Here is a 12,559-nt window from a genome sequence, read left to right as displayed (position 1 = left end):
GCAAAAACGACACGAAAAGGAGAGGCATGTACAAGGTTATCGTAGCCCTTTTTTTAATCTTTCAGAGCCTGCATGCTTTCTTAAGCACCGATAACACCGACTACCAACAACAACTAACCGCTCTTAAAAATTTCGATCTTCCCAACACTTTTTTAAAAGATTCTATTTTTATCTCCATGAAAGAAGATGCCGAGACGTATAAAACCAAACACTTTCTCAAAACGCTTGAAAACGGCGATAAATTTATTCCGATTTTACAAAAAATGATGCAAGAAGCCGGCGTTCCTTCCGAATTTTTATACCTTGCGATGACGGAATCGAGTTTCAATCCATATTCTTCTTCTTCGGCAAGGGCTTCGGGTATCTGGCAATTTATTCCGGCAACGGCCAAACTCTACCGTTTAACCAACGATAGTTTTGTCGATTACAGGCGCGATCCGGTTAAATCGACCGAAGCCGCTATCGCCTATTTGAAAAACTTACACGGCATGTTCGGCAAATGGTATCTTGCCGCGCTAGCGTATAATTGCGGAGAGGGAACGGTTTCCAAAGCCATCGAAAAAGCCGGAACGGACGATATTAACGTTTTATTGGACGAGCATAAAAAATATTTACCCAAAGAGAGCCGACTGTATATTCGTAAAATTTTGATGATGAGCTATATCTCTAACAGCACCGACGTGATGCTCGATAACGGTTCAGAGTACCTTCTAAACCGTGCCAACAATGCTACGTTCGTTAAAGTGAGCGTCAAAGGCGGTACGTCGCTTAAAGATATTGCGGAAAGCATGAGCATATCGATGAGCGAGCTTAAAGCTTACAATCCTCACCTGAAGCACGCTTTTACACCGCCCGTGAATACCGAAAGCTACGTTTACATTCCGCAAGATCGCCAAATTGCCTTTACGCAAAACTTCGATACGACGAAAGAACCTCAAAAGTATACCCTTTACGTTGCCCAAAAGGGCGATTCGTTAGATAAAATCGCACAAAAATACGGTACGGCATCGCAAAAACTGATCGAACTCAACGGTTTAAAAAGTGCCGCGCTCAAACCGAAAACCGAACTCATCGTTCCTTTAGGAGCTCCGAAAGCGTCTACGTCTTTGATGCAAGAAGCGGTTTACATCGCGAAAGCGGGAGATTCGATGGAGAGTATTTCTAAAAAATACGCTATTTCCCTCGATATGCTTTTAAAAGCGAATCATAAAAAAGAAGCTTTGGTGAAAGCGGGAGAGAGTATTGTTATTCCGAAACGTTAGTGCCTTTAGCCTTCTTATGCTTGCGTGCATTTCGTGTTTTACGGGATGTTCTTCGCGTAGTTCGTATGTACATACGCCTCGAGGGGCAAGCGGTTCTAGCGAAGAAGCGGCTTCCATTAACAACTCCCCCGCAATGCACCGGGCCACGATGCGACCCTATACGATCGACGGAAAAACTTACTATCCGACGATGGTCAGCGTCGGGGATTATTTCAGCGGCGTGGCAAGCTGGTACGGCAAAGATTTTCACGGCAAAAAAACCTCAAACGGCGAAGTGTATAACATGTACGATTTAACCGCCGCGCATAAAACCCTTCCGATGAACACGATGCTCAAAGTGACCAACCTTAAAAACAATAAAAGTATCGTCGTACGCGTCAACGATCGAGGGCCTTTTGTGGGTACGCGTATTATCGATCTTTCTTATACGGCGGCTTCGAGGTTGGAGCTCGTCGCTAACGGTACGGGTCCTGTAGGATTGGAAGTCATCGGTTTTGCAGGCGTCGTCGCACCGGCGGGTGCGCCTAAAGAGAGTGTCGTAGAGAGCGATTATTTTATTCAAATCGGTGCGTTTAGAAGCAAAGAGGGTGCCGCACGGTTTGCTCAAAGCAATATGAATGTTAATAATCGCTACAATGCGGTCGTGAAAGAAGGAACGTTTGAAAATCAGCCGATCTATCGCGTCTGGTTGAAAGGTTTCGGTAGTGAAGCGGAAGCCTCCGATTTTATTGCAAAAGGGCAATTTAAAGGCTCATTTATCGTAAGGGAATAACATGATAAAAACCGTAGAACGCATTACGAAAGAGACGAATATTCGCGTCGAGCTCACTTTAGAAGGAAGCGGGCAATCCGCTATTTCAACGGGTATCGGCTTTTTCGATCATATGTTGGAAGCATTTTCGAAGCATTCTCAGATCGATTTAACCCTTACATGTCAAGGCGATACGTATATCGATTTTCATCATAGCGTCGAGGATGTCGGAATCGTTTTGGGACAGGCGCTTAAAGCCGCGATCTATCCGATCGAAAAGGTAGAACGATACGGTAATGCCGTCGTCGTTATGGACGAAGCGGCGGTCGAATGCGATTTGGATTTGAGCAACCGCGCTTATTTAGTTTACGAAGTAGACGCGGAAGGAAAAGTCGGCGAATTCGACGTTGAATTAGCCGAAGAATTTTTTAGAGCCGTTGTGCAAAATGCCGCTTTGAGTGCGCACATTATCGCACGACGCGGCAGAAACAAACACCATCTTTTGGAAGCGGCTTTTAAAGCGTTTGCGGTCGCTCTGAGACGCGCTTTGGTCAAAAACGAACGTGCGGGCATTCCAAGTACAAAGGGCGTTTTGTGATTGAACTTTTAGTGTTTGACGTCGACGGTTGTCTGACGGACGGCGGAATTATGTACGGTAACGGCGATCAGGAAGAATTTAAAGTATTTAACGTCAAAGACGGATTTGGAATCGTTGCGTGGATGAAACTCGGGAAAAAAAGCGCGATTATTACCGGACGCGGTTCGCGTGTTGTAGAACGCCGTGCGAAAGAGCTCGGCATCAGCTATTTGTATCAGAACGTGAAAAATAAAAAAGCGGTTTTAGAAGAGATTCTTCGTGCCGAAAATCTCTCTTTTGAAAATGTTGCCGCTATCGGCGACGATCTTAACGACTTAGCACTCTTGCGTTCGGTGGCTCTTTCGTTTGCGCCCAACGATGCGCTGCCTTTGGTCAAACGAGAGGTCAGCGTGGTTTTATCTCGCAACGGAGGTCACGGTGCGGTACGTGAGATGATCGATTATGTCGTGGCATCGGAAAATTTAAGCGAGGCATTCGTAAACCCTTGGTTGTAAGATTATTCGTCTACGGAGCGCTCCTCTTTTTAGGCATGAGCGTTTTTTTAATTATCAAAGAACCCTACACGTTACGCATCGTTGATCTCAACGGCAATCAGATTCCCGAAATCGAACTGATTCACGCTCAAAATTACCAGATCAAAGATAACGGTATCGAAAGTATCGTGAATTCGATGCGCGTTATGCGTTTTAAAGATTTTGACGAGCTTCAAACCGTCACGGCCGAACATCGAACCGACAAAGGACTTCGAGGCGTTTTAACGACCGATAAAGCTTTGGTTCGCGATAAAGTGATTCACTGTATGAGCAATTCGCATTACGTCCGTAGCGACGGCGTTGCACTGGAAGGTGAAGATATTTTTTACGATTTGAATACGGAAGTTTTACGCAGTGACAAACCCTTTATTTTTTCTCAAGAACGAAGCCGTACGAACGGTCTTTCATTTGTTTATCAGATGAAAGAGGGCACAATTGCGGCGAATAGTATTCATTCCGTGATTCAACAAGTGGAGAGAAAAGGCAAATGAAATTTTTGATTATCCTCGCAGCATGCGTTTGTTCGATGCTTGTTGCCGCAGAAGTACAAGTGACCGCCGATAAATTTTTTGCGGACGAAGCCAAACGAATCAGTATTTTTGAAGGAAACGTGACCGTTATCAAAGAGGGCGATAAGCTCACGGCGAAAAAGATTACGATTCATTTCGACGAGAAAAAGCAACCGATTCTCTATATTGCTACGGGTGACGCTAAGGGCAATATGATGATGAAAGAAAAACACTATTACGGTGAAGCCGACAAGATGACGTACGATCCTACTAAAAGCCTTTACACGTTAGAAAAAAAGGCGTTTTTACATGAAATCGATACCGATAAAAAAGTCTACGGCGAATTAATTCGCGTCGATCAAATCAGCGGTCATTATGAGGTGGACGGAAAAGGAAGCGCTCCTGTGAAGTTCATCTTTAAGGTCGAGGATAAAAAACAGTGATCCACGTCAAAGAAGCCCGCTTTGTTAAGTCGGCTTCCAAGCTGGATGAAAGCACGCCCGAGGGCATTAGCGAAGTGGCATTTATCGGACGTAGTAACGTCGGTAAAAGCTCTTTAATTAATGCGCTTAGCAATCGAAAAGATTTGGCCAAAAGTTCTTCTACTCCCGGTAAAACAAGGCTCATTAACTTTTTTCACGTCACGTTAACGCAGGATGAAGTACCGTTTACGCTTCAATGGGTCGATTTACCCGGTTTCGGCTATGCGAGGGTATCACATAGCATGAAAGACGAGTGGCAAAGAAATTTAACGGAATACTTAAAAAAACGTGCTTCGATTCGCTTATTTCTTCATCTCGTAGATGCAAGACATCCTTTTTTGGAAAACGACAAAGCCGTACATGATTATTTGCACGACGTCGTCCGTCCCGATCAAACGATCTTACGCATTTTTACGAAAGCCGATAAACTGAAACAAAGTGAAATCAGCGTGATCAAAAAACACTATCCGGATGCTTTATTGGTTTCTAGCAGTCGTAAGAAAGGGATTGATCAACTCTTGGCACAGATTTTTAACGTGGTTTTCGGAGCACAATCATGATACGTTATACAAAAGCAAAGCTCAGCGATATCGCTTTGATGCAAGAGGTCGTGCGATTAGAAGTCGAAAAAGGTATTATCCTCTTTCGCAGTGCGGATGAGATGTCGACCAATATACGTTCGTACATTTTAGCCAAAGAAGACGATGAAATCATCGGTTTCGGGGCTCTTCATTTTCATGCGCCCGATCTAGCGGAGATTCGTAGCCTTATCGTCAAAGAAGGCTATCGAGGAAAAGGTATCGGTCGAGGGATTATTGAAAATTTATTAACGGAAGGCGAATTTTTGGGAGTGAAAAAAGTCTTTACGTTAACCTATCAAAAAGGTTTTTTTGAAACGCTCGGATTTAGCGAAATCCCTAAAGAAGCACTTCCCTCTCATAAAATATGGGCGGATTGTATTAAATGCAAGCATTTTCCGATATGCGACGAAATCGCACTCATCAAACATATTTAACCCTTTTCGGACTTGCGGGAATTTTGGTTTTATGCCAAATTATGTCCTCGCTTTATCCGTGGTTACCGACATTCGTCGGCGTCGTTTTTGCGTATTTGATCTTGGAGTTCGAACACCGTGAAGTCAAAGCCGGCAGCATCGCGTTAGGTTTTGCGTACCTCTGTTTTTACGATGCCAGCAAGGGTTTTTACCTCTTCTCGTATGTTATTTTATTTATTTTAGTTTATCGCTTCGCGTTGTTAAAAATTCAAACCTTGATTACATGTGATAATTGTATTTTAGCGAGTTACGTGATCGTTGCGTATATCGGGCACTATTTATTGAATTGTTTTTTGGCCTATTTAAATAACGAAACGTTTCCTTATTTTTCCAATTACTACTTTTACTCTATTGCGCTGGATTCGTTGCTCTCATTTATGCTTTTTAGGGTGTCTCGGTGAGAATCAAAATAGTTTTAGGCCTCTTTTTTATCGTTTGGACGGTTTTATTGGTGCGCGTTTATTACATCAGCATCAAATCAAACGCTTATTATGAAGAGATTGCAAAACAAAATGCCGTTAAAGTCGATGAATTGGCTCCGCTTCGGGGTGTTATTTTAGACCGCAATCTCAAACCTCTCTCCGTCAACCGTTTAGGTTTTTCGATCGGTATTAAGCCGCGGTTGAGTTTGAAGTCGCAACGTAACGTTTTAGATGATGAGATAGCATTTTTGGCGTCCTTATTGACCGATTTTAGCGTGAAAGAGATGACGAAAGAGTATTTGCGAACCGACTCGGCGTATAACCACGATTACGTCGACGTGATTCCTTTTATTCCATACGACAAGCTGATCCCGCATTTCGCACGCATTGCCCAACATGAAAATCTCAGGATTCAAATTGCTTCCAAACGTCATTATCCTTACGGCAATTTAGCCTCACATGTCATCGGTTACGTCGGTCGCGCCAATACCCAAGACGTGGCGGAAGACGCTACCGCAAAGCTGGTAGGATTTTCCGGAAAAACGGGCATCGAAAAGTATTACAATGCCGTATTGCAAGGGGTTAAAGGCGAGAAAAGAACCAAAGTAACGGCCTTTAATCAAGAGATCGAAGTCGTGAGCAAAACCTTGCCGACCAGCAACGATTTGGTACTCAGTCTTGATTTGGAATTACAACAATATATTACGACGCTTTTTGGAGACGATAGCGGTGCCGTGGTTGTTATGAACGTCCAAAACGGTGCTATTTTAGCCGCGGCAAGTTTCCCCGAATACGATCTCAATAAATTCGTCAACGGCATTTCGCAAGAAGAGTGGTCGTTACTAGCAAACGATTTGAATCATCCTTTTACCAATAAACTTGTGAACGGACTTTATCCTCCCGGTTCTATCGTTAAAATGGGCGTAGGAATGGCGATGCTTAATACGGGGATTATTACCCCCTCGACAATGATCGAGTCGACAGGAGCGATGGAGCTTGGCGGTCGTATTTTCCGCGATTGGAAAAAAGAGGGCCACGGTATGATCTCGTACGTGAAAGCGATCCGACAAAGTTGCGACGACTACTTTTATAAAACAAGCCTTAAAGTCGGTATCGATAATATTGCACCGTTTTTATCTAAAATCGGCTTTGCCGCTAAAACGGGCATCGATCTTCCGCGTGAGTTTACGGGTACGGTACCGAGTCGCGAATGGAAAAAAGAGCGTTACGGGAGAGGTTGGTCTCAAGGCGAGACGCTGATTACGTCGATAGGGCAGGGATATTTTTTGGTGACGCCCGTGCAAATTGCCAAGTATACCGCATTTTTAGCGACGGGTAACGGCGTTACGCCGCATTTTTTACGTAAAGTAAACGATACGACCATTGATTTTCCGGTTGATTCTACGATCGTCAGCGAAAACGAAAAACGTTTTTTAAAAGTAACGCGCGAAGGTATGTACGAAGTCGCTAACGTTCAAGGCGGAACGGGATTAAACCACTTACGTTTGACGGCTCCGTTTAAAATCGCGGCCAAAACGGGTACGGCGCAAGTCGTAGGTATCTCTCAAACCGAGAAAAAGCGAATGCGTGAAGAGGATATGGAGTATTACCAACGTTCGCATGCATGGCTGACGACGTACGGCCCTTACGAAAATCCGCAATACGTCGTAACCGTCTTGGTCGAACACGGAGGGCACGGCGGAAGCGAGGGTGGACCGATTGCTTCTAAAATTTACGATAAGCTCTATGAAATGGGTTATATTACTTTACCGGAGAAGCCCAAAGAGTCTAAAAAGTAGTCCGGCGTTTACAAAGTGTCTATATCGACGGTGTATTCGATATTTTCCGCAACCTCTCGTGCCGCTTGTGTACCGAAAAGCTCTTTTAAAAGATAAAATCCAAGTTCCAATCCCGAACTAACGCCTCCGGCACTGATAATTTTTCCTTCACAAACGATTTTGGACGAGACGACCTGAACGCCGTAATCGGCAAGTTCGTTAAAAGCCTTAGCATGGGTTGTCGCTTTTTTCCCTTGTAGCAGTCCCGCTTCGGCAAGAAAAAAAGCCCCCGTGCATACGGATGCAAGGTAGGAAAGAGAGGGGTACTGTCGATGTAAAAAGGCAAGTGTCGACGCATCTTTCATCCAGCGGATGCGACCTTTTCCTCCGGGGAAAATTAAAATATCAAGCGAAGGTGCCGTTTCGTAGCTTTCGTGAGGGATAATTTTAAGACCGTTAAAAGCTTCTATCGGCTCCAAACTTGGAGCGATCAGCAAAACGCGCGTGCTGTTTGGTTGAATCTTATTCATATAGCTTAACACTTCAAACGGTGCGACAAAATCAAGCTCCTCGACCTGAGGAAAAATAACGATACCGATGTGAAGCATTTAAACCTCTTCCGTACGTACGATCAAACTCTTGGGAAGCGCATAACGGAAAATCAACTCCTCTTCGTTTTTTCGCATCTCTCCGTGATCCGTTTCATGATCGAATCCCAAAAGATGTAGCAAGCCGTGAATAAATAAAAGTGCGATTTCTTCTTCCTTTTCATGTCCGAGCTCAGTAGCTTTTTGAAAAGCAAGTTCGTAGTTAATCACGATAGAGCCAAGCGGTGAGTGCGGAAAGTCGTCGATCGGGAAGCTTAAGACGTCGGTGGTTTTATCGACGTTGCGGTGTTCGAGATTGAGTGCATGCATACTTTTTGCATCGACGATGACCAATTCGACTTCTTTGTCGGTATGCTCCGCGCAAATACGTTCCAATAAGGCTTCCGGAAGCGCTATCGCTCCTTTGTTATCAATACTTAACATACTAAAAAACTCCTTTAAAAGAGGGTCGGTTGTCGTGTAATCGCCGTTGCGTAAAACGGCTCAAAGGACTCTTTGTCGCCTAAAATCAAAGCGTACGAAAAACGCGTGCGTGCCAGTGTCTCTTTCAGTTTTTCATACGTTTCAAAACGTAGCGTCTTAAACGTGTCGGTCGGAGGCGTAAAATCGCTTATTTCCGGAAGGCAGAGCACGGTTGTCGAAGAATCGACGCAATGGGCAAGGTAGTCAAAATGCTTGGGCATTAAAGAGGCGTTAGGCTCGAAAATCAAAGCACGATCGCTCATTCCGAACTCTTTTCTCGCAAGCGAAGGTGTCACAAACTGCGGGTAAAAATGCTCGCAAAACGTGAGTTGTTCCACGGCGTACGCCAAGGAGTGTTTGTCGCAAAAAGACAGAAGCGATAAGCACTCTTCGACGTAATGCGCCGGCAATTTTTGTTCGTTTAAGTACCGTTCGTGATAGTGAAAGGAGCTTAAAAAAATACCTTTGGAGTTCACCGGTACGAAAGACGATAATGCGGTCTGGATACGTAGGACATCGGGCGCGATTTTAGAGGCGAGAACATCGTCGCTCGTATAAAAAGCGTCGTCAACTTTAGCTTGTAAAATCGTTCGTGCGATGAAGAGAAGATCGCCTTTGAGCCGTTTCAACTGTTTAGGCGTATGCAGATGCTCGAACAAAGAGGCTTGGATCGGCGAAAACAGAAAAAGACGTAGATGCTTTTCGTTGATGAGGTAGCGCAACAATCGTACCAGCGTCGTTTCGATACTATCGACTTCGATCCATGCGCATTCGGTGTCTTCATCGACGTAAGAAAGCGTGCTTAGCACGGCATAAGCGCCTTTGTCGATAGCGGCATGCAGTGTTTGTCTGGAAGCTTGAGTGTCGATAAAAAGATCGCCCGACATCAGGCGTGAAAGTTCAAATTGAATCGAAGCAAAAGCATCGACGGGCGGTTCGGTTCGAAGCCTACCGTCGACGATGCGGACGAAATTTTTTATTTTCATCCAACGGATGCGCCGTTTGCGCGCGGTTTTTCGGGGCGAATCAGGCAAAGGCCTTCTTTATCTTTAGCCGCTAAAAGCATTCCTTGGCTAAGCAGTCCTTTAATCGTTGCCGGTTTGAGATTGGCGACGACGCACACTTGAGTATTGATGAGCGATTCTGGCGTGTAGTATTCTCGAATGCCCGCAACGATTTGGCGCGGTTCGTTTTCTCCAACGTCGACGGTGAGTTTTAAGAGGCGATCGCTACCCTCTACAATGCTAGCTTCCAAGATCGTTCCGATTTTGAGTGAAGTTTCAAAGAATTGATCGATCGTGATGATCGACTCGGCTTTATGCTCTTTTTTGGCATTTTTTACCGGTGTCGGCGTCGCTTCGGGGGCAGGCGGTGTGGGTTGCGCCATCAACTCTTCCTCGATGCGCGGGAATAAAGGCGGTACTTTCTCGATGGTAAACGTGTCTAAAAAGTCTTTGCGAAGCACAAAACGGTCGTATGCGGCCGTCGTAATTTCAAAACCGAGCGCACGGGCGATCGTCGTCGTGGTTCTAGGCATGATCGGATGCAATAAAATGCTCACGCGTGCCAAAATATTAGATACCAGTGCGACGAGCGCCAAAGCTTGGTCGATTTTGCCTTCTTTGATTTTGACCCACGGTTCGTGAACCGTAATGGCTTGATTTGCGATGCTGAGGGTTTTCCAAAGCTCTTCCAAATAGCGGTTGGTTTGCATCTCTTGCAAATAAGCCTCGACGTTGTTTAAAATCTCCTCAACCGCTTTAAGTTCCGCCGCATGAAAGGTTTCGACGTCTTTGGACGTAACGATACCTTCGCTGTATTTGCCGCTCATACCGATGATACGGTTTAAAAGATTGCCCAGTTCGTTTCCGAGGTCGGAGTTGATACGATCCATTAAGGCTTTTTGGCTAAAATCGCCGTCTTGTCCGAAGGGCACTTCGCGAAGCATAAAGTAGCGGAAATTTTCCAATCCGTATGCGTCGGCGACCTCTTTGGGATTGACGACGTTACCTTTACTTTTGCTCATTTTCTCGCCGTTGCGCGTCCACCAACCGTGTGCGGCGACATGTTTGGGTAAAGCAAGCCCTAAGCTCATTAAAAATGCCGGCCAATAGATCGCATGGAAGCGCAAAATATCTTTTCCGACCAATTGAACGGTTGCGGGCCAAAAGTGCATATTCTTTTCGTCGTTACCGTATCCTAAGGCGGTGACGTAGTTTAAGAGCGCATCCAGCCAAACGTACATCACGTGTTTGCTATCGTTCATGGAGGAGGGAAGTTTGATGCCCCAGTCAAAACTCGTACGCGTAATGGAAAGATCGCGCAAACCTTGTTTTACGAAGCTGATAACTTCATTTTTTTTGCCTTTGGGAAGGACACATTTTTCATCGTTGTTGTACCATTGGATGAGGTCTTCTTGGTATTTAGAAAGTTTAAAAAAGTAGCTCTCCTCTTTGACCAAGCGCGTGAGTTTACCGCAGTCGGGACATTTGTCTTCGTCAACCAGTTGCGTGTCGGTAAAAAAAGTTTCGCAACTGACGCAATAATGACCCTCATACTCGCCTTTGTAGATGTCGCCGTTTGCAAACATCACTTCAAACGCTTTTTGAACGCCTGCTTTGTGCTCGGCGTCGGTAGTACGGATAAATTTATCGTAGCTAATTTCAAAGCTATCCCATAACGCACGAAATTTTCCGCTGATTTCGTCGGCATAGGCCTGAGGCGTTTTGTTGCGCGCTTTGGCGGCTTCTTCGATTTTTTGACCGTGTTCGTCGGTTCCGGTTAAAAAGAATGTTTCATAGCCCTTCAAACGGTAATAACGCGCCATCGTGTCGGCGATAATCGTCGTGTACGCATGTCCGATATGCGGTACGTCGTTGACGTAATAAATAGGGGTGGTAATATAAGCTTTTTGGGACATCGTTTTTCCTAGTTAAAAATTGATTAGCATTTTACAAAAAATAGTTTGCAAAGACTTAGAGCACCGAAGGTGCGCGGGCATTTCGCTGAGGATTGCCCGATGTTAACGTAGTTTTTAAAACTTTACTTTAAAAACGTGTCAACACTATAAACTCAAAACTCAAATCCGCCGCCTTGACCTTTGGACATACTCTCGTAAACCGCCTTGACGTAGGCTTTGCGGGTTTCGCATTCGAACATTTTGTCGCAGTCGCTACATGTCAAAACGTTTTTGGCTTTTTGACATGCTTGAAGTTCGCTTTTTTTCTCTTGAAGCGTCTGTTCAAAAATATCGCTTACGTCACTTTGCATAGCACTGCTTAACGCGTTCTATTTCCGTTTGAGAGCCGAAAAAGCACGGCGTCGTATCGTGCGGATGTGAAGGCGTGAGGTCTAACAGACGCGTTTTTCCGTTGATCGCGGCACCGCCGGCTTTTTCGTAAACGAAAGCAAACGGAAACACTTCGAAAATCATACGAAGCTTGCCTTTGGGTACGTCGCTGGTGGCGGGATACGAGAACAATCCGCCGCCTTTAAGCAAAATTTGGTGCAAGTCCGGAACCATGCCGCCGGAGTAACGCAAGCGATAGCCGTCTGCGAAAATGGCGTCGATAAGGGCTTTATGACGCGGCTCCCAACCCATTTGCGTCGCACCCGGAGCGTTGAGTTTGCCTTTAGCTCCCAGTTTGATCTCTTTGATCAAAACAAATTCGCTTTTTTGGTTCAAGCGGTAAAGCGTAACGTTTTCGTGCGCAATGACCAATTCGACGCGCGGTCCGTAGACGACGTAAACTGCCGCTTTGAGGTTTGTACCCGCAAAACCGCCTTCGTAAATACCGAAAATGGAGCCTACGCTCAAATTGACGTCGATAAGGCTCGAACCATCTAACGGATCGTATCCGATGCTGTAAATTCCGTCTACATGTAAAGGGGTTTTTCCCTCTTTTTCTTCGCTGACGATCTCTTTGATGCAAGCGACTTTTGCAAACTCCTCTTCGATGATCAGATCGCTTTTGATGTCCAGTTTCAACTGCGTATCGCCCGTTGAGTTGATATTTTCGGAGTATCCCGTATCGTCAAATGCGATGGCTTCTTTGATGCGTGCGGCGGAGCGCTTTATCGCTTCGTAAATTTCTGTCATG

Annotated in this window: 16 protein-coding genes; 10 read left to right on the top strand and 6 right to left on the bottom strand. The window is 45.2% G+C overall.

Annotation, left to right across the window (positions count from 1 at the left end):
* Positions 1-26 precede the first annotated feature (26 nt).
* Genes NL930_RS09510 through mrdA form a run of 10 tightly spaced genes read left to right on the top strand, consistent with a single transcriptional unit; the run spans position 27 to position 7,410 of the window.
* Positions 27-1,262 carry a lytic transglycosylase domain-containing protein gene (locus NL930_RS09510; RefSeq protein WP_039672421.1) on the top strand — a complete coding sequence of 412 codons (1,236 nt, stop codon included), beginning with the start codon at positions 27-29 and terminating at the stop codon, positions 1,260-1,262.
* A gap of 16 nt (positions 1,263-1,278) precedes the next feature.
* Complete coding sequence (locus tag NL930_RS09505) at positions 1,279-2,034, top strand: septal ring lytic transglycosylase RlpA family protein (protein ID WP_039672527.1); 756 nt, start codon at positions 1,279-1,281, stop codon at positions 2,032-2,034.
* A gap of 4 nt (positions 2,035-2,038) precedes the next feature.
* Positions 2,039-2,611 (top strand): imidazoleglycerol-phosphate dehydratase HisB, encoded by a 573-nt coding sequence (gene hisB / locus NL930_RS09500; RefSeq protein ID WP_373028074.1) that lies wholly within the window; start codon positions 2,039-2,041, stop codon positions 2,609-2,611.
* Positions 2,608-3,105 (top strand): HAD family hydrolase, encoded by a 498-nt coding sequence (locus NL930_RS09495; protein WP_254376530.1) that lies wholly within the window; start codon positions 2,608-2,610, stop codon positions 3,103-3,105. Before hisB ends, NL930_RS09495 begins: the two co-directional genes overlap by 4 nt.
* Entirely contained in the window at positions 3,096-3,635 is a 540-nt protein-coding gene (locus tag NL930_RS09490) for a hypothetical protein (protein ID WP_254376529.1), read from the top strand. The genes NL930_RS09495 and NL930_RS09490 overlap by 10 nt, the downstream gene beginning before the upstream one ends.
* A complete protein-coding gene (gene lptA, locus NL930_RS09485) occupies positions 3,632-4,096 on the top strand; it encodes a lipopolysaccharide transport periplasmic protein LptA (protein ID WP_254376528.1) in 465 nt (154 codons plus the stop codon). Before NL930_RS09490 ends, lptA begins: the two co-directional genes overlap by 4 nt.
* Entirely contained in the window at positions 4,093-4,695 is a 603-nt protein-coding gene (gene yihA, locus NL930_RS09480; protein WP_254376527.1) for a ribosome biogenesis GTP-binding protein YihA/YsxC, read from the top strand. Before lptA ends, yihA begins: the two co-directional genes overlap by 4 nt.
* The gene (locus NL930_RS09475) at positions 4,692-5,150 is read left to right on the top strand and encodes an N-acetyltransferase (protein WP_039675908.1); all 459 of its coding nucleotides are present in this window, start codon (positions 4,692-4,694) and stop codon (positions 5,148-5,150) included. Before yihA ends, NL930_RS09475 begins: the two co-directional genes overlap by 4 nt.
* Positions 5,117-5,590: a hypothetical protein gene (locus NL930_RS09470; protein ID WP_039675910.1), complete on the top strand. Its 474-nt coding sequence runs from the start codon at positions 5,117-5,119 to the stop codon at positions 5,588-5,590. The genes NL930_RS09475 and NL930_RS09470 overlap by 34 nt, the downstream gene beginning before the upstream one ends.
* The gene (gene mrdA / locus NL930_RS09465; RefSeq protein ID WP_254376526.1) at positions 5,587-7,410 is read left to right on the top strand and encodes a penicillin-binding protein 2; all 1,824 of its coding nucleotides are present in this window, start codon (positions 5,587-5,589) and stop codon (positions 7,408-7,410) included. The genes NL930_RS09470 and mrdA overlap by 4 nt, the downstream gene beginning before the upstream one ends.
* 8 nt (positions 7,411-7,418) lie before the next feature.
* On the opposite strand, the gene NL930_RS09460 is transcribed toward mrdA, so the two are convergent.
* The 6 genes from NL930_RS09460 to NL930_RS09435 all read right to left on the bottom strand — a co-directional run bounded on the left by NL930_RS09460 (position 7,419) and on the right by NL930_RS09435 (position 12,558).
* Positions 7,419-7,997: a DJ-1/PfpI family protein gene (locus NL930_RS09460; RefSeq protein WP_254376525.1), complete on the bottom strand. Its 579-nt coding sequence runs from the start codon at positions 7,995-7,997 to the stop codon at positions 7,419-7,421.
* Positions 7,998-8,420 carry an rRNA maturation RNase YbeY gene (gene ybeY, locus NL930_RS09455; RefSeq protein ID WP_041961983.1) on the bottom strand — a complete coding sequence of 141 codons (423 nt, stop codon included), beginning with the start codon at positions 8,418-8,420 and terminating at the stop codon, positions 7,998-8,000. It abuts the gene before it with no gap.
* A 14-nt stretch (positions 8,421-8,434) separates the two neighbouring features.
* Entirely contained in the window at positions 8,435-9,445 is a 1,011-nt protein-coding gene (locus tag NL930_RS09450) for a hypothetical protein (RefSeq protein ID WP_254376524.1), read from the bottom strand.
* A complete protein-coding gene (gene metG, locus NL930_RS09445) occupies positions 9,442-11,379 on the bottom strand; it encodes a methionine--tRNA ligase (RefSeq protein WP_254376523.1) in 1,938 nt (645 codons plus the stop codon). The genes NL930_RS09450 and metG overlap by 4 nt, the downstream gene beginning before the upstream one ends.
* A 152-nt stretch (positions 11,380-11,531) precedes the next feature.
* The gene (locus tag NL930_RS09440; protein WP_254376522.1) at positions 11,532-11,729 is read right to left on the bottom strand and encodes a hypothetical protein; all 198 of its coding nucleotides are present in this window, start codon (positions 11,727-11,729) and stop codon (positions 11,532-11,534) included.
* A complete protein-coding gene (locus tag NL930_RS09435; protein ID WP_254376521.1) occupies positions 11,719-12,558 on the bottom strand; it encodes a class 1 fructose-bisphosphatase in 840 nt (279 codons plus the stop codon). Before NL930_RS09435 ends, NL930_RS09440 begins: the two co-directional genes overlap by 11 nt.
* Position 12,559: the final 1 nt, after the last annotated feature.

The organism is Sulfurospirillum sp. hDNRA2 (assembly GCF_024206095.2).
Classification (GTDB): Bacteria; Campylobacterota; Campylobacteria; order Campylobacterales; family Sulfurospirillaceae; genus Sulfurospirillum.
The sequence above is the reverse complement of the archived record's forward strand: the minus strand, read 5'-3'. Positions and strand labels throughout refer to the sequence as shown.